Here is a 24,248-nt window from a genome sequence, read left to right on the forward strand (position 1 = left end):
GCGTGCCCCGGCGCTTTTCGATGAAATCAGGAGACTGCACATGGCCGACGCCGCCCGTTTCAACTGGGAAGATCCGCTCTTGCTGGATCAGCAACTGACCGAAGACGAACGCATGGTGCGCGACGCCGCGCACGCCTACGCGCAGGACAAGCTGCAGCCGCGCGTGACGCAGGCGTTTCGCGAGGAAAAGACCGATCCGGCGATCTTCCGCGAAATGGGCGAACTGGGTCTGCTCGGGCCGACGATTCCCGAACAGTACGGCGGTCCGGGGCTCAACTACGTGTGCTACGGCCTGATCGCGCGCGAGGTCGAACGTGTGGATTCGGGCTATCGCTCGATGATGTCGGTGCAATCGTCGCTCGTGATGGTGCCGATCAACACCTTCGGCAGCGACGCGCAAAAGGAAAAATATCTGCCGAAGCTCGCGCGCGGCGAGTGGATCGGCTGCTTCGGCCTGACCGAGCCGAACGCCGGCTCCGATCCGGCCAGCATGACGACGCGCGCGAAGAAAGTGCAGAACGGCTATTCGCTGTCCGGCACGAAGATGTGGATTTCGAACTCGCCTATCGCGGACGTTTTCGTCGTCTGGGCGAAGCTGGAGGAAGACGGCCGCGACGAGATTCGCGGTTTCATTCTCGAGAAAGGCTGGAAGGGTCTGTCCGCGCCGGCGATTCACGGCAAGGTCGGCTTGCGCGCGTCGATCACCGGCGAAATCGTGATGGACGAAGTCTTCGTCCCCGAAGAGAACCTGCTGCCGAACGTGCGCGGGCTCAAAGGTCCGTTCACCTGCCTGAATTCGGCGCGCTACGGCATTTCGTGGGGCGCGCTCGGCGCGGCCGAAGCGTGCTGGCACACGGCGCGGCAATACACGCTCGACCGCAAGCAGTTCGGCCGGCCGCTCGCGGCGAACCAGCTGATCCAGAAGAAACTCGCCGACATGCAGACGGAAATCACGCTCGGCCTGCAAGGCGTCCTGCGCCTCGGCCGCATGAAGGACGAAGGCACGGCGGCTGTCGAGATCACGTCGATCATGAAGCGCAATTCGTGCGGCAAGGCGCTCGATATCGCCCGGCTCGCGCGCGACATGCTCGGCGGCAACGGCATCTCCGATGAATTCGGTGTCGCCCGTCACCTCGTCAATCTCGAAGTGGTGAATACGTACGAAGGCACGCACGACATTCACGCGCTGATTCTCGGCCGTGCACAGACGGGCATTCAGGCGTTTTTCTGAACGGGCTTCATTCACAATCGGGGAGGGCCGGCGCGGTGTGCGTCGGCCCTTTTGCTTTGCGACGGGCATGGAGTTTGTAACTTTCGATACGCGACTGAAACTTTTACGGGTCAGATCGTATCCATTCCAGACGATGTCGATGTATTGACGAGCACGAGGCAACTGGAACGGAATCTGCGTCAATCTGCGCGGCAGGACGTACGCCTCCTCGTCAGCGATCCCATCTTTGGTTACGATGCGCGTAGCCTTACCGATTGGAGCCTTTAATGTCAGAAATCAACAAGGAGCGATTCATGTCGGATATCAAAACCGTACTCGCTGACGCCGAAGATCTCTTGAAGCAAGCGGCTACCGCCACCGGTGAACGCGCTTCCGAATTGCGCGAGTCGGCGCTCACCCGTCTGAAGCAAGCGAAGGAAAAAGCCGCCGACGCGCAGGTCGTCGTGATCGAGCGCGGCAAGAAGGCCGCGCGCGCCACCGATGACTACGTGCACGAGCATCCGTGGGCATCGATTGGTATCGCGGCGGGTCTCGGCATGGTCATCGGCCTGCTGATCAATCGCAGGTAACAGCCGGCTTCCAACCCTCATGGCCCGCAGATTGCTAATCTGCTCTCTGTCGCGGTTCCCGCTGAACTGAACCGCGAGCGCCTTGCCCGGGCGCGCGGCTCGACTCTCGCGCCGGCCGGCCGCCTCGTGCGCCGACCGGAACCACAAAAAAGCGGCACCAACGCGCTTCTCGCATTCAAGCCATGACGACAGAACGGCCACAGCAATCGTCCCCCGGACCATTGCGACGAATCCTGAGCTCCGCCTTCGCCATCTTCGAGACGCGTCTTGAACTCATCGGCATCGAGCTTCAGGAGGAAAAGGAGCGCCTCATCGGCGTGCTTTTCCTCGGGCTCGCCGCCATGATGCTCGCGATGATGGCGCTCATCTCTCTGACGGTGCTCATCGCCATTTTCTTCTGGGACTCGTATCGCTGGCAGGCGCTCGGCGGCATCACCGCGCTGTATGCGCTGATCGCGATTGCATGCGGCCTGCGCGCGCGCAGCAGCTTGCGCGACGCGCCGAACATGTTCGATGACACGCTCGCCGAATTCCGCAAAGACCGCGACACGTTCCGCTGATCCCGCGCCCATACCAAGCCATGAGCCAAAACGACGATACCTTCAGGTCGCCGAAGCGCGACAAGATGCAGAAACTGCGCACGCCGCACATGCGCGCGCTGCGCAAGGAACTGCTGATCGCCCGTGCGGATGTCGAGCGCATGGAACTGCGGCAAGCAACCTACGATTTGCGCGCGTCCGTCACGCACTTCAGTTTTCTGCGCTTTCTGATGCCGGGCGGCGGGTCGCGCCGCTGGGGCAAGCGCCGCGCGTCGACGGGCGGTATGGGCGGCATCCTCGGATCGCTGCTCGGCTCCGGCAACCTGGGACTGCTGCTCAAGCAGTATCCGATCATCGGTTCGCTCGCCTCGCTCGTGCTCACCAAGCCGGTGCGGACGAAGCTGCTGCACGGCGCGAAGCCCGTGCTCAAATGGGGCGGCCTCGCGCTCGCCGGATGGGAAGGCTGGCGTATCTATCAGCAGATGAAGACCGCCGCGCCCGAAACGCCCAGTGACGCTGCAGATCCGACCGTGTTCTGACATCGGCATCAGCCCTTTGCCGCCCAGCACGCCGCCGACTGTGCCGCATCGAGCGGATTGGTCGCGCCGGGCATGTGATTCCAGCGCAGTCCGGTGGCGTCGATGACGAAGGCGCCGCAGCCGTCGTCCTGCATCGGCCCCGTCGCGATGGGCACGGCTTCGATCGCATAGCCGCCGTTCGCCGACGATTCCGGCATCAAGGTGACGCGATACACCGGCGCGCCACTCGAAGGCGCCTGATCGAGCCCTGCGCTCAGCGCGATGGCGTCGCCGCTTTCCGATGTCTGCGCGAGCCGCGCCGTTTCGACGAACTGGACGGCCCGCATCAACGCCGACGCGGCATCGACCCGATGCGCCTTCGCCACATGCGTCCGATACGCGGGCACGGCGAAACTCGCGATGATCGCCGCGACAGCCAGCGCGATCATCAATTCCAGCAGGCTGAAGCCTTTCTCTTTCATGTCGATCCTTCAGAACGGCCGGGCGACGACGCGCCGCCAATGATGGGTGCTCGCGCCATCGGCGATCTCGATCCGAAGCTGTAGCCAGGCTTCGGAGTCCGGCGTGGCACCGAAACCGCGCGCGGTGATCAGATAGGACGCGCCTGTCCATGCTTCGATCAGGCACTGCGGCGCGCGGCGCGCGTACGGCCAGGATGCGAACGGCGCGATGGCAGCGGCGGAAGGTCCTTCGAACGATGTCTTCAGGCGCCATCGCGACGGCTCATCGTTCGGCGACGGGCTGGTCGCAGGCAACGCGAACGCCAGCATCCGGCTGCATCGGATAAGCGCGCTGTCGGCTGCATGGAAGGCCTGCACGCGCTCGCGCGTCGCGACGCTCGTGCGTGCCGCCACGAGCGATGTCTGGAGCCAGGCGCTCGCGGTAACCAGCATCATCGCGGCGAGAATCAGGACGATCGGCAACGTGGCGCCGCGTGAACGTGAACGGGGCTTCATCACGCGTCTCCAGAAGCGCTCGCCGACGCATTGCGGATCGCGACGCGCCGCCAAAATGTCTGGCGCGCGCGGCCATCGTCGGCGAACGCGGGCGCGCCGCTGCAGTCGACGTAGTTCGTTCGGCGCTTCGTCTGCGTGGCGAAACCGCGCACGAGCACGCAGATATCGGCGGCGTAGGCATCGCGCCAGCGCTCGCGCGCGATGGCCGACGCGTCCAGCGCCGCTGGCGAGCCCGTCAGCCAGTACGTCACCCGAAGCCGTTCGATTCCTTCGACGACGGGTTGCGCCTGCCTGCCGCCGCCCTCACAGTAAAGCTCGGGTTCGCCGGAGGAACTGCTGGGCTTCGCATAGAAGCGGTTCGTGACGAACCCATCGGCGACGGTCTGGCCGATGCAATCCGTCGGCACGCCGCCGTTCGACGCCCAAGTGGACACGACATCGGCGGAATAGCGGATCTGCACGCCGTCCGAACGACTCGCGAGCGCTTCGCACGAGGCAGCCGTTTCCGCGCCGACGACGCGGCCTTGCGCGCAGCCGAATATTGCTGCGTCGACGTTGGCGCCGAGGTTCGACGCGAATCCGGCCATCTGGATCTGCTGGCCGAGCATGTCAAGCGCGATCGACCCGGCGTCGTGCATGCGCGCGGCGTCGGTGGCGCGCTCGAACGCGGCGCGCTGCGCCCGATAAAGCGCCAGCGACGCGCTCACGATCGACATGCCGAGCGCAAGCGCGATCGTCATTTCCAGCAGCGTATGGCCGCGCGATGCGAGAAGGCGTGGAGTCATCGCGCGAACGCCACCGCAATGCACGACGTGAGCGGCCTCGCGAGCGGCTCGGGACACGGATCGGTGCGGTCGTCCGCGCGTCAGCTCACCGTCGCGACGCGCAGGCCGTCTGCGCGATCGAACACCGCGACGTCGCCTGCGGGCAGCATCGACGACGCCCTCGCTTGCCATTGCGACACGATCGCCGCGCGGTCCGCATCGCTACGCACGCCCTCCGCGACCGAATCCGCGATGAGCGCCGCGCGTTCCCGCAGCAGCGCCGCCCGCTCGCCGCGCGCCAGCGCGCTCTGCACCGCGACCACCCCGAGCGCGGTCACGGCCGTGAGCGCCAGCGCGATCATCACTTCGATCAGCGAGTCGCCGCATTGCGCGCGCTTCATGCCGACGCTCCGCAACCGCCCTGCGTCATGCGCGCGCGCCCGCCGGCAGCGAGCCGGATGCATCGGCGCGACGCGGAATTCGCGGCGGAATCGGCGCCGCGCGCAGCGAAGTCGAAGCTGCGGAAGCCGCCGATCACCTGCCCGTCGGGCGGCGTGAATGACAGCTCCGTCGATGTTCCCGCAATCGAGATCGACGTCATCGCCGGCTGCATTCGCAGAAGTGTGGATGTGCCGTCGCGATCGACGAACAAGCCCCAGCCGCACGACCAGTCGGTGACGCCGCCATCGCAGCTGCGCCCCGCCGCGAGGCAGCGACGTGACGCGTCGATTCGGCAAAGCGTCACGCGCGCCCCGCGCCGTACGGCTTCCGCACGCGCGAGCGACAGCGTGGAAAAAAGTGCGCGCGCTCGCGCATCGACCCGATCGCGCGTCTGCCACGCGACGAACGACGGAGCGGCGAAGGTCGCGAGTATCGCCATGATGGCGAGCACCACGCACAGTTCGACGAGCGTGAATCCCTGATTCGAAGCGCGGGTCATCTGCATTCCTTATCGATCGAGTTGAATCCAGGGACTCAATCTATCGGGAAGGCATGCGCGCCGCCATTAGCCGAATGGCCGAGTGTGCAGGCGGGTCGCGGCCCGGCAAACTGCGCGAGCGAACTGCGATGAATCAGACTTGGGAGGAAAGAATGCGGGAAAGATCAGCGCTTGCGCGAACTCGATTTCTTCGGCGCGGCACGCCGGAATTCATCGATCACGTCTTCGAATTCGGAGACGTCCTCGAAACGCTTGTAGACGGAAGCGAAACGCACGTACGCGATGGTGTCGAGCTGGCGCAGCTCGTTCATGACGAGCTCGCCGAGGCGCTCGCTCTGCACTTCGCGCTCTCCGCTGCCGAGCAACTGATATTCGATGCGGGACGCGGCGGCATCGATCGCATCGGCTGCGACCGGGCGCTTTCTCAGCGCGAGCTGCATGCTCGCGACGATCTTGCGTCGATCGAACTCGGTGCGGCTGCCGTCTTTCTTGACGACGGCCGGCAACGCCAGTTCGACGCGCTCATAGGTGGTGAAACGCTTGTCGCACGCCGGACAGCGCCGGCGCCGCCGAATGGCCGCGCCATCCTCCGACACGCGAGAATCCACGACCTGGGTATCTTCGTGTCGGCAGAATGGGCAGCGCATCGGCGGTGTGCTCGAAAATTAACGATAGACCGGGAAACGCTTGGTCAGATCGGCCACTTGCGCGCGCACGCGCTCGATGGTCGCCTGGTCTTCCGGATTGTCGAGCACGTCGGCGATCAGGTTGCCGACGATCTCCGCTTCCTTCGTGCCGAAGCCGCGCGTGGTCATCGCGGGCGAGCCGAGACGCACGCCGCTCGTGACGAACGGCTTTTCGGGATCGTTCGGGATCGCGTTTTTGTTGACGGTGATGTGCGCTGCGCCGAGCGCGGCTTCCGCAGCCTTGCCCGTGATCTTCTTCGCGCGCAGATCGACCAGCATCACGTGACTTTCCGTGCGGCCCGACACGATGCGCAAACCGCGCTTCACCAGCGTTTCGGCGAGCACGCGCGCGTTGTCGATCACGCCTTGCTGATACGTCTTGAAGTCCGGCGACAGCGCTTCCTTGAACGCGACAGCCTTCGCCGCGATCACGTGCATGAGCGGTCCGCCCTGAATGCCCGGGAAGATCGCCGAATTGACCGGCTTCTCGAACTCGGACTTCATCAGGATCACGCCGCCGCGCGGGCCGCGCAGGCTCTTGTGCGTCGTCGTGGTGACGAAATCGGCGTGCGGCACCGGATTCGGGTACAGCCCGGCCGCGACGAGACCGGCGTAATGCGCCATGTCGACCATGAAGTAAGCGCCGACGCTCTTCGCGATCTTCGAGAGACGTTCGAAGTCGATGCGCAGCGCGAACGCCGACGCGCCCGCGACGATCAGCTTCGGCTTGTGTTCCTTGGCGAGCGCTTCGGTCTTTTCGTAGTCGATGTCTTCGGCTTCGTTCAGGCCGTAGCTCACGACGTTGAACCACTTGCCCGACATGTTGACCGGCGAGCCGTGCGTCAAATGACCGCCTTCGGCGAGGCTCATGCCCATGATCGTGTCGCCCGGCTTGAGCACCGCGAAGAACACGCCCTGATTCGCCTGCGAGCCGGAGTTCGGCTGCACGTTCGCGGATTCGGCGCCAAACAGTTGCTTTACGCGGTCGATCGCGAGTTGCTCGACGATGTCGACATACTCGCAACCACCGTAGTAGCGCTTGCCGGGATAGCCTTCGGCGTATTTGTTGGTGAGTTGCGAGCCTTGCGCGGCCATCACGGCCGGGCTCGTGTAGTTTTCCGACGCGATCAGCTCGATGTGATCTTCCTGGCGGCGGTTTTCCTGCTCGATCGCCTTGAGCAATTCGGGATCGACGTTGGCGAGGGTACTTTCGGCTCTGTCAAACATACGTTTTCCGTGAGATCAAAACAGGTTGACCGGATCGCGCGCGCGCCACGTTGGAAGCAGACGCAAAAGACGCTGGAAACCGATGGAGTCCAGACGCGACGGATAGAGGATGAATCCGGTTTCGCGGAACGGACAGCCACCGGCAACGCAGCAACGGCGTGCGGATCTCAGCTGCCCAGGCGAACGGCAAAACGACGCTCCGCGCTTCCTGGTGGGTCGCTCCACCTTGAATCCGAAGATTCTATCGCCAGTCACGCGGGGTTTGAGCGTTGTAGTGTAATGGGCGGGCAGGCTTTAGGCAACCGGCTTCCGGCGCGATCCGGCACGCCTGCGATCACGTTTAAAGCACGATCGTTCGCTCCCGCGATTGCTTGCCGCGCCGCATCAATGGAAGTACCCTTTGCGCCGTTGCCGGACGCGCTCCGGCTCTACCCATTTCATCCCGTTCGGAGTCCGCTCATGATCGTTTTCGTCACCGGCGCGTCGGCCGGATTCGGCGCCGCCATCGCCCGCACTTTTGCGAAGGGCGGCCATCGCGTGATCGCTGCCGCGCGCCGCAAGGAGCGCCTGGTCGCCCTGTCGAACGAGCTCGGCGACGCGCTATTGCCGGTCGAACTCGACGTGCGCGACGAAAACGCGGTCCGCAACGCCATCGCGTCGCTGCCCGAGTCGTTCGCCCAGATCGACGTGCTCGTGAACAACGCCGGCCTCGCGCTCGGCCTCGAGCCCGCGCAGCGCGCAAACCTCGAGGACTGGAAAAGCATGATCGAGACAAACTGCACGGGCCTCGTGACGGTCACGCATGCAATCCTGCCCGGCATGATCGAGCGCAATCGCGGCCATGTGTTCAACATGGGATCGGTGGCGGGCACATATCCGTATATCGGCGGGAACGTGTACGGCGCGTCCAAGGCGTTCGTGCGGCAGTTCAGCCTGAATTTGCGTTCCGATGTCGCCGGCACCGCGCTGCGCGTGACCGACATCGAACCGGGCCTCGTGGGCGGCACCGAATTCTCCAACGTACGTTTCAAGGGCGACGACAGCAAGGCGGCGACCGTTTACAAAGACGTGCAGGCGCTGACGCCCGAGGATATCGCCGATGCCATCTACTGGATCGCCACGCGTCCGGCACACGTGAATATCAATGCAATCGAGATGATGCCGATCGCGCAGACGTTCGCACCGTTGCAAATTCACCGCGGCTGATTCCGAGATTGCCCAAGGTTTTGGCAGTCGTGCTTCCGGTTCCGGTAAAATGCCGCCGATGAATATTTGTCAAAAAGCAAGCCGGAGCGGGCCAATCAGCCTCCGCGCGAGCGGAGCGGCGCAAAGGTGAGTGATTCGTTGACTTTCGATTGGCCGGTGCGGGTGTACTACGAGGACACCGACGCCGGCGGCATCGTCTTCTACGCGAACTACCTGAAGTTCTTCGAACGGGCGCGCACCGAATGGCTGCGCGCGTGCGGCATCGACCAGCAGCGTCTCGCAGAGTCGAACGGCATCCTGTTCGTCGTGCGACGCACGTCCGTCGAATATGCGTCGCCGGCGCGTCTGGATGACGTCATTCGCGTCGTGAGCCGCATCGAGCGGCTCGGGCGCGCATCGGTGGATTTTCATCAGGAAGCGTGGCGCGACGGCGTGCTGCTCGCGAGCGGCGACATTCGCGTCGCTTCGGTGGATCGCGCGTCGATTCGTCCGGCCGCCATTCCCGACGGCGTGCTCGACGGGTTGAAGCGTGGCCCGCGCGCGGCGCCCGCCACCGCGTCATGCGGCGCGAACCCGGACCAGGCCTGATCGATGAACGCATCGCACCCCGAAGCGAACCAGGGCATCGGTAACAGAGGAAGCACTAACGAGCATGAGCCGGTTACGGCACGGCTTTCGTTTGATTCACATCCCTTTCACGAAAGCATGATGCTTTGACCGGACGCCCCTTGCGGGACGTAACAGCGGACCTTTATGAACAATACACAAGACCTGTCGATCATTTCTCTCGTCGTTCACGCGAGCCTGCTCGCGCAGGCGGTGATGGCGCTGCTGCTATTGCTGTCGCTGCTGTCGTGGACCTTCATCTTCCGCAAGTGGTTCGCCATTCGTCGCGCGCGGGCGCAAACCGAGCGTTTCGAGCGCGATTTCTGGTCGGGCGGCGATTTGCAGGCGCTTTATCAGAGCGCGGCGAACAATCGCCACACCATCGGTGCGCTGGAGCGTATCTTTGAATCCGGCATGCGCGAATTCCTGAAGGGCAAGGAGCGCCGCATCACCGATCCGGGCGCGATCCTCGACGGCTCGCGCCGCGCGATGCGCGCGGCCTTCCAGCGTGAAATGGACGTGCTCGAGGCGAATCTCGCGTTTCTCGCGTCGGTCGGCTCGGTGAGTCCGTATATCGGTCTGTTCGGCACGGTCTGGGGGATCATGAATTCGTTCCGCGGACTCGCCAACGTGCAGCAGGCGACGCTCGCAAACGTGGCGCCGGGCATCGCCGAAGCGCTCGTCGCGACCGCGATCGGCCTGTTCGCCGCGATTCCCGCGGTGGTCGCATACAACCGCTACGCGCACGACATCGACCGTCTGGCGATCCGCTTCGAGACCTTCATCGAAGAGTTCTCGAACATTCTGCAGCGTCAGGCGCACTAAGCAAGGAGTTCGCGATGGCAGGCCCCATTCGTTCCAGCATGCGCGGCAGCTCGCGCCGCGCGATGTCCGATATCAACGTCGTGCCGTACATCGACGTGATGCTCGTGCTGCTCGTCATCTTCATGGTGACCGCGCCGCTCGTTTCGCCCTCCATCATCAATCTGCCGACCGTCGGCAACGCGCAGCCGCAGGAACAACAGCCGCCGCTCGTCATCAACATCAAGGCCGACGGCAGCATGAACGTCCGCTACAAGGAGAACGGCGGCTCGACGCAGGAGCAGAAGATGTCGAAAGACGAGTTGAACACGTTCGTGCTCAATCGTCAGGAATCGCATCCGGATCAGCCCGTCGTAATCGCGGCGGACAAGACCGTGAAGTATGAAGTCGTGATGAACGTGATGTCCGATATGAAGGCGCGCGGTGTGAAGCGCGTCGGATTGCTCGTCAAATCGCAATGACCCTTTTGCACAAGCAGACACGCGCATCGTCCGCGCGACCGATTCGCCCGCCGCGCGAGCGCGGCACGGGCAGGGCGTTCGCGCTCGCGGCAGTGATGCACCTGCTGCTCGGCTGGCTGCTGTATCACGGCATCAACTGGCAGAACAACACGCCGGCGGGCTCGGAAGCGGAAATCTGGACCGAGATCCCGGATACGTCCACGCCGACGCCGCGCCCCGCTCCGCCGCCGCCCGCGCCGGTGAAGGTGCAGCCCGCGCCGCCGCCCGCGAAGGACGAGGACGCGGACATCGCGCTGCAGGAAAAGAAACGCAAGCAGCAGGAAGCCGCCGCGCGGGAAGCGCAACTCGCCGAGCAGCGCCGTCAGCAGGAACAGGCCCGCCAGGAAGCGGAAGAGAAGCGCCAGCAGCAACTCGCCGCCGCGGCCGCCACGCAGAAGGCGATGCAGGACAAGCAGAAGCAGATCGAGCAGCAGCGTCAGGCGGAACTGCAGAAACAGCAGCAACAGAAGGCGCAGCAGGACAAGCAGCGTCAGCAGCAGCAGGCGGAAGCGCAGAAGCAGGAACAGCTCAAGGACCAGAAGGAACAGCAGGAGGCCAAGGCGAAGGCCGACGCGCAAGCCAAGGCCAAGGCTGAAACCGACGCGAAGGCGAAGGCGGCTGCGCAGGCCAAAGCCAAGGCCGAAGCGGAAGCGAAGGCCAAGGTCGATGCCGAACGCAAGGCGCGTCTTGCGCAACTGCAGGGTCAGTTGGGCGGGGGCACGGCGGGCAGCGGCGAAGGCCTCGCGAAGAGCGGCACCGGCAAGGGCGCGGGCGGCAATGCGACCTCGCCCGGCTATGCCGAGAAGGTGCAGCGCCGCGTGCGGCCGAATATCGTGTGGGCCGGCGAAACGGCCGGGCTCGAGACCGTCGTTTCGGTGCGTTGCTCGCCGACGGGCACGCTGCTCTCGGCGAACATCACCCGTTCGAGCGGCAACGAGCAGTGGGATCAGGCAGCGTTGCGTGCAGTGCAGCGCTCGGATCCGATGCCGGTGGATATCGACGGCAAGGCTCCCGGCGCCTTCACGATCACGCTGCGGCCGGCCGGAGGCTGAGCGCGATTGCCTGAAAGCCGGCTTGTAAGCTGGCATTAAGCAGCGGGAACGAATTGTGCGAGCGCGGGTCTGTTCTGCAGTCCGCGGACACTTGAAAACGCTTTTATCTGGAACCTATACAGCATGAGTTTGATGACGAAGCTTGGCCTGAAAACGCTGGTCGCGTCCTGCCTGATCGCAGCCGGCACCGCCGCACACGCCCAGTTGAACGTACTCGTGACCGGCGTCGGTTCGACCCAGTTTCCGATCGCAACGGCCAATTTCGCCAATGAAGCGAATTCTCCGCAGCAGGTCAGCGCGATCATTCGCCAGGATCTGCAACGAAGCGGCAAGTTCACGAATATCGACGCGGGCGGCACGCCGGTGTCGGAAACCGATTCGGTCGACCTCGGCGCCTGGAAGGCAAAAGGCGCGGACGCGTATGTGTCGGGCAGCGTGAACAAGCTGCCGAACGGTCAATACGAAGTGCGCTTCCGTCTGTACGACACCGTCAAGCAGCAGAACCTCGGCGGCCTGTCGCTGGTCAGCGCGGAAAGTGGCCTGCGCATGAGCGCGCACAAGATCGCCGACTACATCTACGCGAAGCTGCTCGGCGGCCGCGGTGTGTTCGCAACGCGCCTGTCCTACGTGATTCAGACCGGCGGGCGCTATCAGTTGCAGATTTCGGATTCGGACGGCCAGGACGCGAAGATCGCCCTCTCCAGCCCCGAGCCGATCATCTCGCCGGCATGGTCGCCGGACGGCACGAAGGTCGCATACGTGTCGTTCGAAAAGAAGAAGCCGGTGGTCTACATCCACGATCTGCCGACGGGACGTCGCGTGGTCGTGTCGAATCAGAAGGGCAACAACAGTGCTCCGGCGTGGTCGCCCGATGGCCGCAAGCTCGCCGTCGCGCTCTCGCGCACCGGCAACACGCAGATTTTCGAAGTCAACGCAGACGGCTCCGGCCTGCGCCGTCTGACACAAGGCAGTTCCATCGATACCGAGCCGGCCTACTCGCCCGATGGCAACTCCATCTACTTCACGAGCGATCGCGGCGGCCAACCGCAGATCTACAAGATGCCGGCGGCGGGGGAAAGCGCCGGCTCGGCCCAGCGGGTCACCTTTGCGGGCAGCTACAACACCAGCCCGCGCGTGAGCCCGGACGGCAAGCAACTCGCGTACATTTCGCGCACTGGCGGCGGCTTCAAGCTGTATCTGCAGGACCTCGCGTCCGGCACGGCGACGGGGCTGACCGACACGACGCATGACGAATCGCCGAGTTTCGCGGCGAATGGTCAGTACATCCTCTACGCCACCCAAGTGAACGGACGTGGCGTGTTGGCAGCCGTTTCGACCGACGGTCGCACGCGGCAAGTCTTGTCCTTACAGGGCGGTGTGGTGCGCGAGCCGTCCTGGGGTCCGTTCATGCAATAAATCCAGCAATAACGTTTAGAAACAACGTTCAGCTACAACACAAGGAGAGGTACCATGATGTCGAAACTTCGTATCGGCCTGGCAGTTGCGATGGTCGGCGCATTGGCGGCGTGTCACTCGGGCGTGAAGCTCGACGAAGGCCAGAACAAGGGTGCAGTCGGCACGCAGCCGAACCCGACGGACGTGAAGCAGGTCAACATCGACCCGCTGAACGACCCGAACAGCCCGCTCGCCAAGCGCAGCATCTATTTCGACTTCGACAGCTATGCCGTGAAGGACGACTATCAGCCGCTGCTGCAACAACACTCGTCGTACCTGAAGAGCCATCCGGAGCGTCACGTCCTGATCCAGGGCAACACCGACGAGCGCGGCACCAGCGAGTACAACCTCGCACTGGGCCAGAAGCGCGCGGAAGCCGTGCGTCGCGCGATGTCGCTGATGGGCGTCGCCGATTCGCAGATGGAAGCCGTGAGCCTCGGCAAGGAAAAGCCGATGGCGACGGGTCACGACGATTCGTCGTGGGCACAGAACCGCCGTGCGGACCTCGTGTACCAGCAATAATCAACTTAACGTAACCAGTTACGGGTGAGTCGCCCTATGTTGTATCGTTTTCCCTTGCTGCGTGTAGCCGCAGCCGCGTGTCTGGCTGGCTCGACGATGCTGAGCGTGCCCGCGCACGCCGGCGTTTTCGACGACACCGAAGCGCGTAAAGCCGTGCTCGACCTGCGCACGAAGACTGATGGCCTGTCGAATCAGTTGCAGGCTGCGCAGCGCACGATCCTCGACCAATCGAACCGTATCGACCAGCTCAACCAGCAGGTCGCCACGCTTCGCGGCCAGAACGAGGATCTGGCCAATCAGGTCACCACGCTGCAGAAGCAGCAGAAGGACTATTACGCCGATCTCGACACGCGCTTGAAGAAGTTCGAGCCGCAGCAGGAAACAGTCGACGGCGTGACCGGTTCGGTGCAGCCCGGCGAGACGGAAGCGTTCAACGCAGCGTCGACTCAATTCCGCAACGGCGATTACAAGAACGCCGCGGCGTCGTTCAAGGCGTTCGTGGCGAAGTATCCGCAGAGCCCGTATCAGCCGACGGCGCGGTACTGGCTCGGCAACGCGCTCTATGCGCAGCGCGACTACAAGGGATCGACGGCGATCTGGCAGGATCTGGTGAAGAGTTATCCGACGCATCCGAGGGCGCCCGAGGCATTGCTTGCGATCGCGAACAATCAGATCGAGCAAGGCCAGAAGGCGGCTGCAAAGCAGACGCTTCAGCAGATCATCTCGCAGTACGCCGGTACGGAAGTCGCGCAGACGGCGCAGAGCAAGATGTCGCAGGTGAAGTGAAGTAAGCGACGCTTTGCGGTGCTTTTTTGGCATCGCGCCTCTCGAGGAGAATGCCCGTGGGCCATAAAGCCGCGGGCGTTTTTCTTTCGGGGTTTCGGCTGTTCTTCGGCGGAACGGGTTGACGGTTCTCCCTTTCGGCGATTATAATTTTGCCTCTTTCGGGTCGTTAGCTCAGCTGGTAGAGCAGCGGACTTTTAATCCGTTGGTCACAGGTTCGAATCCCGTACGGCCTACCAAAGAAATCAAGCAGATAGCCCGGTCATTGCGACCGGGCTTTTTGTTTTGCATGCGCGATTCGTCTCAATGCACTTCGTCGGCTCATCAGTCAAGCCAACGAATCGCCACCCTCCCCGCTGTTCCAATCGAGACACAATACGTCTCGTACCTTCCTATAATCGAATTCCTCCCCGCCCCACTCCCGCCCTCCCATGACCTCCAGCCTCGACGAAGCCATACTCCGCGTGCTGCCCACCGAGCGTGACGCAACCGCCTGGCTCTCGACGCCCGAAATCCGCAGGCGGCTCGAAGAGCGCGGCCATCGGGTCGGCTATACGAAGAAGGTGCAGCGTCATCTGAGCGCGCTCGAAGCCGACGCGCGCGTTGTGTCGATGATCAATGGCCGCGAACTGCTCTGGCAGCGCAAGCCGTGGCTGCACGGTTTGCAGGAAGGCGTCAGCGGTTTGATGAGCGCATCGGAGGCGGTTGCGTTTCACATCCTCCAGCGCTTCGCGGGCAACAAGCTGCCGAACGCCGTGACACGCGATATCGACCCGCTCTTCAAGGCGGCCGAATCGCGGTTATCGCAGGAAAAAGCCGACAGCCGCATCTATCGCGCGTGGGCGGACAAGATCGATTCCGTCGATGGCGCCTTCACCTTGATCCGTCCGAAGCTGCGCCCGGAAATCTTTCAGACCGTCGCGACCGCCACCTTCTTCGAGCGCGAGCTGCTCGTGCAATACCGCGCCGCGTACAAGGCGGAGCAACAGCACGATCAAAGTAACGATCCGAAGACCAGAACGCTCTGGCCGCTCGCGCTCGTCGAATCGGCTGGCGTCATGTACATGGTCGCGCAAGACCCGAGTCGCGCGCCGCGTCCGGAAAAAGGCGAAACGCAATGGCTGCGAACGCTTTATCGCCTCGATCGCATTCGCTCGGTGACGGAGTCGGGCGCATCGTTCACTTACCCCGAGGACTTCAAGCTGCGCAAATACATCGAGACGCAGCAGGTGTTCGACTTCCTGCCCGAGCCGCCGGTGTTGCTCGAACTCGCCTTCGATGACAACGCGGGCAATCAGTTGCGCGAATCGCCGATGTCGAAGGATCAGCAGATCAGCACACTCGCCGATGGCCGAATGAAAGTGACAGGCACCGTCACGCCGAGTCTCAAGCTGCGCTGGTGGCTGCGCGCGCTCGGCGCAAGCGTCGAGATCCTGGCACCGAAAGCGCTGCGCGACGAATTCGCCGAAGACTATCGCAAGCTCGCGAGCCGTTACGACTAGACATCGCGCACCTGAAGCGCCTCACCTCATGTAGCACACGTTGACCTGCGGCCCGAACACGTCGCGCACGATATCGACCAGATGATCGTGATGGCTCAGAAAGATCACCTGCGTGCGCTTTGCGATCTGCGCGAGCACGCGCAGGCCGGCGCGCGCGCGTCCATCGTCGAAATTGATAAAGAGATCGTCGGCGACGAACGGCAGCGCCGACGCCTTCTCACCGTGCTCTTCCAGCGCCGCCAGCCGCAGCGCGAGATACAGCTGATCGCGCGTGCCCTCGCTCATTCCGGCGATCTCGACGTGCTCGCCGCTCGCACGGACCGCCGACAGCGCCATTGGCTGCCGGTCGTAATCGACGACGAGCCGCGCGAACGTGTCGAGCGTGAGCGCCGAGAAGATCGCACTCGCGCGTGAGAGCATCGGACCCTGCCGGCGCTCGCGATAGCGGTCGATCGCCCACTTGAGCAGCGTCGATGCGGTCTCGACTTTCACGAAGCGCTCGGCGGCATCGGCCATCGCGGCAAGCGCTTCCTGACGCTTCGCTTCGGCGCGCGCGGCATTCGCTTCGCCCGAAATGGCCGCGAGTTCGCGACGCGCGGCATCGAGCGCGGTCGCGGTTTCGCTCGCGATTCGCACCGATTCCGACAGCGCCGCGCCGATGCGCGACAGCTCGGCCGGCACGTTCGGCATGTCGGCGTCCTCCACTTCCGCGACGAGCTCGTCGAGCGCCAGGCCATCGCCGCCCTTGATGAGCGCGGCGCGCGCGTCATCCACCGCGGCGCTCAGCGCGCGCTTTGTCTGCGATTGCGCGATCAGCGCCTGGAGCACGTCAGGCGTATCGACGCCAGCCAGATCATAGAGCGGACGCAGCGTCGCTTTCGCTGCTTCGACCTCGGCGCGGGTCTGACTCACCTGCTCGCTCGCCGACGCGTGAGCCTTCTGCAACCGCTCCCACTCGGCATGCGCCGCGCATGCGCGATCGAGGCGCGCGGACAGTTCCGTCGCGATTGTCTTCGCGCCTTGCGTCGCAAGCGATTCATCGAGTTCGCGCGCCAGTTGCGATGCATCGCCGTCAAGCGCGGCGAGCGCAGCGCGCATCGCGTCGATCTGGCCGGTGCGCGTGGTCTCGATCTGCGTCAATTGCTCGCCGATCTTCTTCACGATATCGATGGCCGCTTCGGCCGCGGCCTGCGAACCCGCTGCGTTCGCAAGGCCCGCCTTCGCGATCGCCGCCGACCACTCGCGCTGCCAGCGCGCGTACGCGTCGCGGGCCGTTTTCGCCGCGCCCTGCCGCGCGATGCGTTCGGCCTGGGCTTCGTCGAGTTGCGCGGCGACATTGCGGCGCGTCACCGTGGCTTCGTCGATGGCCGCGATATGCGCCTCGGCCATGTCGCACAGCATGTCGAAACTGACGTGCGCGCCGGGTTGCGCGCCCGCCTCGGCAAGATGCCGCGCGAGTTCGTCGCGGCGCGTATCGGCATCGGCGGATTCGCGCGCGAATTCCTCGGAGCGCGCGTCGAGCGTCTGCGCGGCGACGAGCGCCTTGTCGCGCGATGCGATCCACGACGGCGCATCGTCGAGCGGCATGTCCGCGATGTGCGATTGCGCGGCGAGCGCGCGCCACGCGTCATCGAACGTCGTCAGCGCCGCTTCGGCTTCGCGCACGCTTTCCTCGCGGCGCGCGAGCGCGGATGTCTCGCTCGCGACACGCCGTTTCAGCGCCGCGAGTTGCGTCGCGTGTCCGACCGATCCGAGTTGGCGATCGGCGAGGCCGTCCGCCGCGTGCATCGCGCTTTCGAAACCGGACGCGCCTTCATCGAGCGCGACATCGCCGGTCCTGATCGCGCTCCACGCCGCATCGCGCGACGCGCGCGCGGCGTGAACCTGATCGCGCGTCACGACATCGTGCGCTTCGACGAGCGCGTCGAGTTCGCTGCGCGTCGCGTAGAGCGTGTCCTGCGCTTCCTTCGCGCGATCCGTGGCGAGCGTCAGCCGCGACACGTATTCCTGACGCTGCGCGCGCAACGCGGCGATGCGCTCGGCTGCCGGCAGCGTCATCGTCTTCAATTCGGTGATCGGCCGCGACCATCGGCCAAGCGCGGCGATGCCCGCGTCAAGCGCATGCTGCGCGTCGCGCCGCGCGTCTTCGAGGCGCGCCTTCGCCGCGCCCGTATCGCGATACTTTTGCGCGGCACGCAACGCGGCGCGCAGACGCGGCGGCACATCGCCGCCCGCGATCGCCGTGAGCTTCGCTTTGAGCGTATCGATCTGCGCGGCGCATTCGTCGGCCGCCTGCTCGGCATTGCGCGCGGCGAGTTCGAGTTCGCCGCGCTCGAGCATCAGGCTCGTGACCGTCTGGAGCGCGAGCGCGCCGGGCATCGTGCGGCGCACGCCCGCTTCGTCGTGCGGCCAGCCGAGTTGCGCGCCGTCCTGCGCGATCTGGCGCAGTCGCATCGCGACTTCCTGTTCGAGGCGGGCGATATCGCTCGCGTGATGCGTGCAGCGCTGCCGCGTGGCGTCGAGCGCACGAATGCGCGCCTGCGCGGCGAGCAGCGCGTGCTCGATGTGAATCGCGTTCAGTTCGGCGTGCAATCGCTCGGCCGCCTTCGCGTGTACGTCGAGCGCGCCTTGCGCCGTCGCGAGCCGGGTAAGCGCGTTTTGCAGCGTTGCTTCGGCGTTCGCGGGCAAGTCGACGACGTCGCCCAGTTCGCGCAACTCCGCCGCCTTCTCGCGCCACACATTCAGAAACGGCGCGACACGCCTCACGCGTTCCAGCTTGCCGCGCTGCGCTTCCAGTTCCGCGCGGCGCGCGTCCTGCTCGCGGCGCTGCTCTTCGGCCTCTTCGACCGCGCCATGCGCGCGACGCCACTGTGTCGTTCGCACGCTCGCCGTTTTCAGTTCGCTGGTGGCTTCGTCGTATTGCTTTAGGCCGATGTAATACGCGCGGTCGCCCGACTTGCGCTTCGCCCACAGGCGATCGGCTTCGTCCGCGAGACGCTGGCGCACGTCACCGAGACTCGCGATGCCCGCCGCCGACTGGAACAGCATCTGCCCGACATCGCTCGATGCATCGAGAATGCCTTGGCCGCCGCGAATCAGCGCCGTGTGATCGAGGCAGTACATCTGCTCGAAGAAGCTCTTGTCGGCCGAGCCGAGAAACGGCGCGAGCGCGTCGGCGGCAAGCGCGTCGCCGTTCGGCGCGCTGAGCGACGACTTACGGCTCTTCGTGCGATGAAACGCGAAGGTTTCGCTACCCGCCTCGATCGACGCGCCGAGCCGCAAGTCGCTCTGCGGATGCACGAACGTGAGCGGCGAGTTGTGCGGCATGCCGAAGAGCAATTCGGAGATCGCGTTCCTGATGGTCGATTTGCCGGCCTCGTTCGGACCGACGACAAAGTGAAAGTCATGTTCCGCCGCCGGAAACTCGACGGCGTGATCGGTGAATTTGCCGTAGCGGATGAGTTCGAGCTTGCCGATGCGCATCGCTTACTCCGCGTCCGCCAGTTGCGCGATCAGCCCGGAGCGCACGTCGCCGACGAGCTTCGCGAGTTCGCCGTTGCGCACGTGCTCGAGCTCGGGCACGGACTTCTGCAGTTCGCTCGGCGCCTGCGATGCCAGCGCGATGAGTCTTTCTTTCAGCATGCTCAGGAATTCCGGGTCGGACTCGGCTTCGATCAGCAGGCCGTGAAGATCGGCGAGCGCGTCGGTGCGGCCGCTCGCGGGTTCGCTGTGTGCGAGCGGCGCGGTCGCGATCTTCACTTTTTCGAGCCACAGACGGTCGTGGCTGATCGCGGCGATCTGCGCGAGCACTTCCGCGCGCAGTTGCGCCTCCAGTCCGAACAGTTCGCCGTGCGCTCCGGTCGCGCCGGTGATCGTCACGCGCACCGCGTGCGGCACGGACGACGCCGCCGCTTCGATGAGCGCCTCCAGCGAGCGTCCGACCGCGAGCGCGACTTCATCGAGCGTGCTCGCCAGTGATGCGTCCACCGTGACGGCTTCCCAGCGCAACACGTCGATGAAGAGCCGCTCGACGCTCACCTCTTCCGTGTCCGACACCGTGACGAGCACCGCGCCGCGCCGTCCCGTCTCGCGGATGTTGCGGCCTTGCAGATTGCCCGGAAACACGATGGTCGATGCGTCCTGCCAGATCGCGTATTCGTGGACGTGGCCGAGCGCCCAGTAGTGATATTCCTTCGCGTGCAATTCGGCGACCGAGCATGGCGCGTAGCTCGCGTGCATCGAGCCGCCTTCGAGCGCGGTGTGCAGCACGCCGATATTGAAGTACCCGGCGACCGGCGACGGATACGCGGTGACGAGATTCGTCGTGACCGCCTTTTCCTTAAAGCTGTGGCCGTGCAGCGCGACCTTCAGCGCGTCGATGCGAAAGGTCTGCGGCTTTCTCGTCGAGAAGGTGTGGACGTTGTCGGGCAGTTGCAGCTGGCTCGTCATCTCGCTTTCGGCGTCGTGATTGCCGAACAGCACGTAGACCGGAATGCCGGCGCGTCGCAGGCGTCCCATCTCGCGGCAGAAAAAGATGCCCGTGTTGTGATCCCGCCAGGTGCCGTCGTAGAGATCGCCGGCGATCACCATGAAATCGACCTGTTCGTCGACCGCCACCGACACGAGCTTCGAGAACGCCTCGCGCGTGGCGTTGCGCAGCATGTCGGCGGGTGCGTCCGCGTAGGCGGAAAGGCCGTGCAGCGGGCTATCGAGATGAATATCCGCGGCGTGAATGAAGCGCATGCAGTCTCCGTTAAAGGATGTCTTTCTGCCCCGGACCGATGGGGCTGACGATCATAGCAGCCGGTCGGGACACATCGCGTCCCGATCGATATTGCGCATTCGGGACGTCGAATGTCCCGCGCCGCTCGCAGAATCGGCCACTCGGAATCAACGCGACACGAGGATAACGATGAACGAAACACTCGCGCGAAACACCACGATCACGAGCCCGTACACACCGAAGAATGTCGATGCCGCGATCGGGCATCTGGAGCGCGTGCTGTCGGCGGAAGGCGCCAACTCGCTGTTCGGCCAGACCTACTGGCGCACGCGCGTGCGGCAGGTGAGCGCGACGCACGGCCTGCATCGCGAACAGCGCGCGCGACTGGAACGGCTGCTGAAATTGCTGTCGGATGTCGGCTGCGTTCAGGCTTTCGAGCGCTGAACCGCCTGCGCGAGCGCGACGAACTCCGCAACCGGCACTTCCTCGGCGCGGCGCGTGAGATCGAAGCCGAGGGCATCGAAATCGATCGTGTCGCGATACGCGCCCAGATTGTTGCGCAACACCTTGCGACGCTGCGCGAACGCCGCCTTCACGACATCGGACAGCACGGCTTCCTCGACTTCGGGCAACTCGTGCGGCGCGAACGGAATCATTCGCACGATGGCGGAATTCACCTTCGGCGGCGGATTGAACGACTCGGGCGGCACGTCGATCAGCTTGTCCATCACGTAGCGGTATTGCAGCATCACCGAAAGACGCCCGTAGTCCTTGCTCGCGGGCTCGGCGATCATGCGTTCGACCACTTCGTCCTGCAGCATGAAGTGCTGGTCGATCACCTTGTGCGCGAACGTTGTCAGATGAAAGAGCAGCGGGCTCGAGATGTTGTACGGCAAATTGCCGACGATACGCAGCGTCGGCTTTTCCCCTTCGAGCGCGAGCGACGCGAAATCGAACTCGAGCGCATCCGCGGAATGCACGACGAGCCTGTCGCCGAAGCGCTTTTCCAGCCGGCCGATCAGATCGCGGTCCAGTTCGACCGCATGCAACGGCGCTTCGGGCGTGGCGAGCCGCTCGATCAGCGGCTCCGTGAGCGCGGCCAGTCCCGGCCCGATCTCGACCATGCGCTCGCCGCGCTTCGGCGCGATCACATCGACGATGGAATCGATCACGCCCTGATCGACGAGGAAGTTCTGCCCGAAGCGCTTGCGCGCGAAATGGCCTTGATGTTTGGTCGACATACTCGTTTGAAAGAAGCGGGCGCGTGGCCCGAATTCACACCGCGCGCGCGTGACGCTTGTGACGCGCCATCGTGACGGCGGCGTCGATTGCGGCGATCATGCTGCCCGGATCGGCGCGGCCCGTGCCGGCGAGATCGAGCGCGGTGCCGTGATCCACCGACGTGCGGATGATCGGCAAGCCGAGCGTGACGTTGATGCCCTCGCCGAACGTCGCATACTTCAGCACCGGCAAGCCCTGATCATGGAACATCGCGAGCACGCAGTCGGCGTCTTTCAGATAGCGCGGCTGAAACAGCGTGTCGGCGGGATACGGACCCGGCGCGTCGATGCCAAGCGCGCGGGCGCGTTCGAGCGCGGGCGTGATGACGTCGATTTCCTCGCGGCCCAGATAGCCGTTCTCGCCCGCATGCGGATTGAGGCCGGTGACGAGTATGCGCGGCGCGCGCAGACCGAAATGCGCGCGCAGATCGTGATCGATGATCGTGAGCGTTTCGACGAGGCCGTCGATCGTGAGCGCCGCGGACACGTCCTTCAGCGGCAGATGCGTGGTCGCGAGCGCGACGCGCAATGGCCGCTCGCTCGAACCCGCCAGCATCATCACGACGCGCGGCGTGTTCGTGCGCTCGGCGAGATATTCGGTATGGCCGGTGAAAGGCACGCCGGCATCGTTGATCGTGCTCTTTTGCAGCGGCGCGGTGACGATGGCGTCGAAACGGCCGGAAACCGCACCGTCGATGGCGGCATCGAGAAGACCCAGCACGTAGCGCCCGTTCGCCGCATTCAGCTTGCCCGGTTCGGCGGGCACGGCGAGCGCGTGATGTTCAACGTCGACGGCACCGTTTGTTTCGAGCCAGTCCGCGCCGGCACGCGCTTCAAGCAGAGCACGATCGCCGAGCACCGTGAAGTGCGCTGACGGCCAACGCTCGCGCGCCTGCCCGAGCGCAGCCGCGGTCAGTTCGGGGCCGACACCGGCCGGCTCGCCAGTCGTGATGGCGATGGCGAGCGGTCGGGCGTCGGCGGAGTTCATGCTCTTATTGCGGCTGGGCAGCGATGCCCTTGTACTGCACGTACGCGGTGTCGCGCAGTTCGCGCAGCCAGTCGGAATACGCTTGCTCGGCCTTGCGCTGACCGATCGCCTGACGGGCGATATCGAGCTGCTGCGTCGCCGATCCTTCCGCATCGCGGCGGCCGAGCACCTGGATCAGGTGGTAGCCGTATTCGCTTCGCACCGGATCGCTGACGGCGCCGTCCTGGAGGTTGTTCATCGCGCGCTCGAATTCAGGCACGGTTTCGCCCGGGCTGATCCAGCCGAGATCGCCGCCCTGCGACGCCGAGCCGTCCTGCGAGTAGGTGCGCGCGAAGTTGGCAAAATCGCCGCCCGCCGCCACTTGCTGCTTGATGTCGAGCAGCTTCTGGCGCGCGGACTGTTCCGACATGCCATCCGATACGCGCAAGAGAATGTGGCGCACGTGTGTCTGCACGAGCTTCGGCGCATCGGCCGCGGTGCCCTGGCTCGCGCGGCGATCCACCAGCTTGATGATCTCGAAGCCGCCGTCGGTGCGCAAAAGCGTTGGCACGACCTGCCCGGGACGCAATGTCGACACCGCCGACACGATGCCCGCCGGCAGCGAACCCGGCGCGCGGAAGCCGAGATCGCCGCCCTTGCCGGCGTCGGTGTCCTGCGAGTTCTGCTTGGCGAGCTTCGCGAAATCGTCGCCGGCCTGCGCCTGCTTGAGCACGGTGTCGGCCTGGGCCTGAACCTTCGTGACTTCGCTTTCAGGCGCATCCGACGGAAGCTTGAACATAATGTGCTGCAGACGCAGATCGCTCGCGTTGCGCGCACCCGGGCCGCGCTGGCTGGCGATGTAGTTCGCCACTTCGCCGTCGGACACGGTGACCTTGCTGTCCACTTCCTTCTCGCGCAGCTTGGAGAGCGTGAGTTCGGTGCGCGCGTCGCGCATGAAGGTGGACCAGGGCACGCCCTGCGCCTCGATCCGCGAGCGGTAGACGTCGAGCGTCATCTGGTTTTGCTGGGCGAGACGCGAGAGTGTGCGGTTGACCGTGGCGTCGTCGACGACGATGCCGTCTTCCTTCGCCCGCTGAAGCTGGATGCGCTCGAGCACCATCTGATCGAGCACCTGCCGCTGCATCTGGTCCGCAGGCGGCACCGGCGCGTTCTGTTGCTGGAGACGCTTCGCGATGAGCGCCGTGCGTTCTTGCAGTTCGCGCTGCGTGATGACGCCGTCGTTCACCACCGCGACGACGGAATCGGCGAGCTGCGCATTGCGATTCGACAACGCCTGCGCACCGGCCGGCGAACTCAGGATCAGCGCGGCAGCGAGCGCGCCCGCTGCAATTACCGTCGATCGAAACATTTTCACGTTT

At 64.6% G+C, this 24,248-nt stretch carries 26 protein-coding genes, 1 tRNA gene and 1 riboswitch; of the genes, 15 read left to right on the forward strand and 12 right to left on the reverse strand.

What is annotated here, in order from left to right:
• Positions 1-40: 40 nt before the first annotated feature.
• The 4 genes from NK8_RS11435 (at position 41) to NK8_RS11450 (ending at position 2,878) form a co-directional block, all read left to right on the forward strand.
• On the forward strand, positions 41-1,231 hold the full coding sequence (locus NK8_RS11435) for an acyl-CoA dehydrogenase (protein WP_162066267.1): 1,191 nt from the start codon (positions 41-43) through the stop codon (positions 1,229-1,231).
• A gap of 266 nt (positions 1,232-1,497) precedes the next feature.
• Positions 1,498-1,800, forward strand: a complete 303-nt coding sequence (locus NK8_RS11440) for a YqjD family protein (protein ID WP_162066268.1) — start codon at positions 1,498-1,500, stop codon at positions 1,798-1,800.
• Positions 1,801-1,982: 182 nt separating this feature from the next.
• Entirely contained in the window at positions 1,983-2,360 is a 378-nt protein-coding gene (locus NK8_RS11445) for a phage holin family protein (RefSeq protein ID WP_162066269.1), read from the forward strand.
• A gap of 20 nt (positions 2,361-2,380) precedes the next feature.
• The gene (locus NK8_RS11450; protein ID WP_213226410.1) at positions 2,381-2,878 is read left to right on the forward strand and encodes a DUF3318 domain-containing protein; all 498 of its coding nucleotides are present in this window, start codon (positions 2,381-2,383) and stop codon (positions 2,876-2,878) included.
• 8 nt (positions 2,879-2,886) lie between these two features.
• Here the strand turns inward: NK8_RS11450 and NK8_RS11455 are convergent, their stop codons facing one another.
• The 7 genes from NK8_RS11455 to glyA all read right to left on the reverse strand — a co-directional run bounded on the left by NK8_RS11455 (position 2,887) and on the right by glyA (position 7,451).
• The gene (locus NK8_RS11455; RefSeq protein WP_213226411.1) at positions 2,887-3,339 is read right to left on the reverse strand and encodes a type IV pilin protein; all 453 of its coding nucleotides are present in this window, start codon (positions 3,337-3,339) and stop codon (positions 2,887-2,889) included.
• Positions 3,340-3,348: 9 nt separating this feature from the next.
• Positions 3,349-3,834: a pilus assembly PilX N-terminal domain-containing protein gene (locus NK8_RS11460; RefSeq protein ID WP_213226412.1), complete on the reverse strand. Its 486-nt coding sequence runs from the start codon at positions 3,832-3,834 to the stop codon at positions 3,349-3,351.
• The gene (locus tag NK8_RS11465; RefSeq protein WP_213226413.1) at positions 3,834-4,619 is read right to left on the reverse strand and encodes a PilW family protein; all 786 of its coding nucleotides are present in this window, start codon (positions 4,617-4,619) and stop codon (positions 3,834-3,836) included. Before NK8_RS11465 ends, NK8_RS11460 begins: the two co-directional genes overlap by 1 nt.
• An 80-nt stretch (positions 4,620-4,699) precedes the next feature.
• On the reverse strand, positions 4,700-4,999 hold the full coding sequence (locus tag NK8_RS11470; RefSeq protein WP_225936166.1) for a prepilin-type N-terminal cleavage/methylation domain-containing protein: 300 nt from the start codon (positions 4,997-4,999) through the stop codon (positions 4,700-4,702).
• The gene (locus NK8_RS11475; RefSeq protein WP_213226414.1) at positions 4,996-5,544 is read right to left on the reverse strand and encodes a GspH/FimT family pseudopilin; all 549 of its coding nucleotides are present in this window, start codon (positions 5,542-5,544) and stop codon (positions 4,996-4,998) included. The genes NK8_RS11470 and NK8_RS11475 overlap by 4 nt, the downstream gene beginning before the upstream one ends.
• Positions 5,545-5,702: 158 nt before the next feature.
• Complete coding sequence (gene nrdR, locus NK8_RS11480) at positions 5,703-6,185, reverse strand: transcriptional regulator NrdR (RefSeq protein ID WP_061148277.1); 483 nt, start codon at positions 6,183-6,185, stop codon at positions 5,703-5,705.
• 18 nt (positions 6,186-6,203) lie between these two features.
• Entirely contained in the window at positions 6,204-7,451 is a 1,248-nt protein-coding gene (gene glyA / locus NK8_RS11485; RefSeq protein WP_213226415.1) for a serine hydroxymethyltransferase, read from the reverse strand.
• Between the two features lie 166 nt (positions 7,452-7,617).
• Positions 7,618-7,716, reverse strand: a riboswitch (ZMP/ZTP riboswitch).
• 194 nt (positions 7,717-7,910) lie between these two features.
• On the opposite strand from glyA, the gene NK8_RS11490 reads away from it, so the two are divergent.
• The 10 genes from NK8_RS11490 to NK8_RS11535 all read left to right on the forward strand — a co-directional run bounded on the left by NK8_RS11490 (position 7,911) and on the right by NK8_RS11535 (position 15,899).
• Positions 7,911-8,657 (forward strand): SDR family NAD(P)-dependent oxidoreductase, encoded by a 747-nt coding sequence (locus tag NK8_RS11490; RefSeq protein WP_213228630.1) that lies wholly within the window; start codon positions 7,911-7,913, stop codon positions 8,655-8,657.
• A gap of 126 nt (positions 8,658-8,783) precedes the next feature.
• Positions 8,784-9,245, forward strand: a complete 462-nt coding sequence (gene ybgC, locus NK8_RS11495) for a tol-pal system-associated acyl-CoA thioesterase (RefSeq protein ID WP_162066277.1) — start codon at positions 8,784-8,786, stop codon at positions 9,243-9,245.
• 165 nt (positions 9,246-9,410) lie between these two features.
• A complete protein-coding gene (gene tolQ / locus NK8_RS11500) occupies positions 9,411-10,088 on the forward strand; it encodes a protein TolQ (RefSeq protein WP_008342801.1) in 678 nt (225 codons plus the stop codon).
• A gap of 14 nt (positions 10,089-10,102) precedes the next feature.
• Complete coding sequence (tolR, locus tag NK8_RS11505; RefSeq protein WP_162066278.1) at positions 10,103-10,546, forward strand: protein TolR; 444 nt, start codon at positions 10,103-10,105, stop codon at positions 10,544-10,546.
• A complete protein-coding gene (tolA, locus tag NK8_RS11510; protein ID WP_213226416.1) occupies positions 10,543-11,637 on the forward strand; it encodes a cell envelope integrity protein TolA in 1,095 nt (364 codons plus the stop codon). Before tolR ends, tolA begins: the two co-directional genes overlap by 4 nt.
• Before the next feature lie 123 nt (positions 11,638-11,760).
• Entirely contained in the window at positions 11,761-13,053 is a 1,293-nt protein-coding gene (tolB, locus tag NK8_RS11515) for a Tol-Pal system beta propeller repeat protein TolB (RefSeq protein ID WP_061176741.1), read from the forward strand.
• A gap of 54 nt (positions 13,054-13,107) precedes the next feature.
• Positions 13,108-13,614 carry a peptidoglycan-associated lipoprotein Pal gene (gene pal, locus NK8_RS11520; protein ID WP_061176742.1) on the forward strand — a complete coding sequence of 169 codons (507 nt, stop codon included), beginning with the start codon at positions 13,108-13,110 and terminating at the stop codon, positions 13,612-13,614.
• Between the two features lie 36 nt (positions 13,615-13,650).
• Entirely contained in the window at positions 13,651-14,400 is a 750-nt protein-coding gene (gene ybgF / locus NK8_RS11525; protein ID WP_162066280.1) for a tol-pal system protein YbgF, read from the forward strand.
• 160 nt (positions 14,401-14,560) lie between these two features.
• Positions 14,561-14,636 (forward strand) — tRNA-Lys (locus NK8_RS11530).
• 192 nt (positions 14,637-14,828) lie between these two features.
• The gene (locus NK8_RS11535) at positions 14,829-15,899 is read left to right on the forward strand and encodes a YafY family protein (RefSeq protein WP_213226417.1); all 1,071 of its coding nucleotides are present in this window, start codon (positions 14,829-14,831) and stop codon (positions 15,897-15,899) included.
• 21 nt (positions 15,900-15,920) lie between these two features.
• Here the strand turns inward: NK8_RS11535 and NK8_RS11540 are convergent, their stop codons facing one another.
• Positions 15,921-19,382, reverse strand: a complete 3,462-nt coding sequence (locus NK8_RS11540) for a YhaN family protein (protein ID WP_213226418.1) — start codon at positions 19,380-19,382, stop codon at positions 15,921-15,923.
• Between the two features lie 3 nt (positions 19,383-19,385).
• Positions 19,386-20,642, reverse strand: coding sequence for a DNA repair exonuclease (locus NK8_RS11545; protein ID WP_213226419.1), 1,257 nt, complete (start codon positions 20,640-20,642; stop codon positions 19,386-19,388).
• Positions 20,643-20,811: 169 nt separating this feature from the next.
• Here NK8_RS11545 and NK8_RS11550 point away from each other — a divergent pair, with 169 nt between their 5' ends.
• Positions 20,812-21,066, forward strand: coding sequence for a hypothetical protein (locus NK8_RS11550; RefSeq protein ID WP_162066284.1), 255 nt, complete (start codon positions 20,812-20,814; stop codon positions 21,064-21,066).
• Here the strand turns inward: NK8_RS11550 and rsmA are convergent.
• From rsmA to NK8_RS11565, 3 genes are read right to left on the reverse strand one after another with little or no spacing between them, the layout of a single operon-like run.
• Complete coding sequence (rsmA, locus tag NK8_RS11555) at positions 21,048-21,863, reverse strand: 16S rRNA (adenine(1518)-N(6)/adenine(1519)-N(6))-dimethyltransferase RsmA (protein ID WP_213226420.1); 816 nt, start codon at positions 21,861-21,863, stop codon at positions 21,048-21,050. The two genes, NK8_RS11550 and rsmA, sit on opposite strands and share 19 nt — an antisense overlap.
• Before the next feature lie 34 nt (positions 21,864-21,897).
• Positions 21,898-22,890 carry a 4-hydroxythreonine-4-phosphate dehydrogenase PdxA gene (pdxA, locus tag NK8_RS11560; RefSeq protein WP_213226421.1) on the reverse strand — a complete coding sequence of 331 codons (993 nt, stop codon included), beginning with the start codon at positions 22,888-22,890 and terminating at the stop codon, positions 21,898-21,900.
• Positions 22,891-22,894: 4 nt separating this feature from the next.
• On the reverse strand, positions 22,895-24,238 hold the full coding sequence (locus NK8_RS11565; RefSeq protein ID WP_213228632.1) for a peptidylprolyl isomerase: 1,344 nt from the start codon (positions 24,236-24,238) through the stop codon (positions 22,895-22,897).
• Between the last annotated feature and the right edge of the window lie 10 nt (positions 24,239-24,248).

The organism is Caballeronia sp. NK8 (genome assembly GCF_018408855.1).
GTDB lineage: Bacteria > Pseudomonadota > Gammaproteobacteria > Burkholderiales > Burkholderiaceae > Caballeronia.

Excerpts from the sequence above, each read along its gene's own strand:
- NK8_RS11435 (WP_162066267.1), top strand. The coding sequence starts at position 41 with ATGGCCGACGCCGCCCGTTTCAACTGGGAAGATCCGCTCTTGCTGGAT.
- NK8_RS11440 (WP_162066268.1), top strand. The coding sequence starts at position 1,498 with ATGTCAGAAATCAACAAGGAGCGATTCATGTCGGATATCAAAACCGTA.
- NK8_RS11445 (WP_162066269.1), top strand. The coding sequence starts at position 1,983 with ATGACGACAGAACGGCCACAGCAATCGTCCCCCGGACCATTGCGACGA.
- NK8_RS11450 (WP_213226410.1), top strand. The coding sequence starts at position 2,381 with ATGAGCCAAAACGACGATACCTTCAGGTCGCCGAAGCGCGACAAGATG.
- NK8_RS11455 (WP_213226411.1), bottom strand. The coding sequence starts at position 3,339 with ATGAAAGAGAAAGGCTTCAGCCTGCTGGAATTGATGATCGCGCTGGCT.
- NK8_RS11460 (WP_213226412.1), bottom strand. The coding sequence starts at position 3,834 with ATGAAGCCCCGTTCACGTTCACGCGGCGCCACGTTGCCGATCGTCCTG.
- NK8_RS11465 (WP_213226413.1), bottom strand. The coding sequence starts at position 4,619 with ATGACTCCACGCCTTCTCGCATCGCGCGGCCATACGCTGCTGGAAATG.
- NK8_RS11470 (WP_225936166.1), bottom strand. The coding sequence starts at position 4,999 with ATGAAGCGCGCGCAATGCGGCGACTCGCTGATCGAAGTGATGATCGCG.
- NK8_RS11475 (WP_213226414.1), bottom strand. The coding sequence starts at position 5,544 with ATGCAGATGACCCGCGCTTCGAATCAGGGATTCACGCTCGTCGAACTG.
- nrdR (WP_061148277.1), bottom strand. The coding sequence starts at position 6,185 with ATGCGCTGCCCATTCTGCCGACACGAAGATACCCAGGTCGTGGATTCT.
- glyA (WP_213226415.1), bottom strand. The coding sequence starts at position 7,451 with ATGTTTGACAGAGCCGAAAGTACCCTCGCCAACGTCGATCCCGAATTG.
- NK8_RS11490 (WP_213228630.1), top strand. The coding sequence starts at position 7,911 with ATGATCGTTTTCGTCACCGGCGCGTCGGCCGGATTCGGCGCCGCCATC.
- tolQ (WP_008342801.1), top strand. The coding sequence starts at position 9,411 with ATGAACAATACACAAGACCTGTCGATCATTTCTCTCGTCGTTCACGCG.
- tolR (WP_162066278.1), top strand. The coding sequence starts at position 10,103 with ATGGCAGGCCCCATTCGTTCCAGCATGCGCGGCAGCTCGCGCCGCGCG.
- tolA (WP_213226416.1), top strand. The coding sequence starts at position 10,543 with ATGACCCTTTTGCACAAGCAGACACGCGCATCGTCCGCGCGACCGATT.
- tolB (WP_061176741.1), top strand. The coding sequence starts at position 11,761 with ATGAGTTTGATGACGAAGCTTGGCCTGAAAACGCTGGTCGCGTCCTGC.
- pal (WP_061176742.1), top strand. The coding sequence starts at position 13,108 with ATGATGTCGAAACTTCGTATCGGCCTGGCAGTTGCGATGGTCGGCGCA.
- ybgF (WP_162066280.1), top strand. The coding sequence starts at position 13,651 with ATGTTGTATCGTTTTCCCTTGCTGCGTGTAGCCGCAGCCGCGTGTCTG.
- NK8_RS11535 (WP_213226417.1), top strand. The coding sequence starts at position 14,829 with ATGACCTCCAGCCTCGACGAAGCCATACTCCGCGTGCTGCCCACCGAG.
- NK8_RS11540 (WP_213226418.1), bottom strand. The coding sequence starts at position 19,382 with ATGCGCATCGGCAAGCTCGAACTCATCCGCTACGGCAAATTCACCGAT.
- NK8_RS11545 (WP_213226419.1), bottom strand. The coding sequence starts at position 20,642 with ATGCGCTTCATTCACGCCGCGGATATTCATCTCGATAGCCCGCTGCAC.
- NK8_RS11550 (WP_162066284.1), top strand. The coding sequence starts at position 20,812 with ATGAACGAAACACTCGCGCGAAACACCACGATCACGAGCCCGTACACA.
- rsmA (WP_213226420.1), bottom strand. The coding sequence starts at position 21,863 with ATGTCGACCAAACATCAAGGCCATTTCGCGCGCAAGCGCTTCGGGCAG.
- pdxA (WP_213226421.1), bottom strand. The coding sequence starts at position 22,890 with ATGAACTCCGCCGACGCCCGACCGCTCGCCATCGCCATCACGACTGGC.
- NK8_RS11565 (WP_213228632.1), bottom strand. The coding sequence starts at position 24,238 with ATGTTTCGATCGACGGTAATTGCAGCGGGCGCGCTCGCTGCCGCGCTG.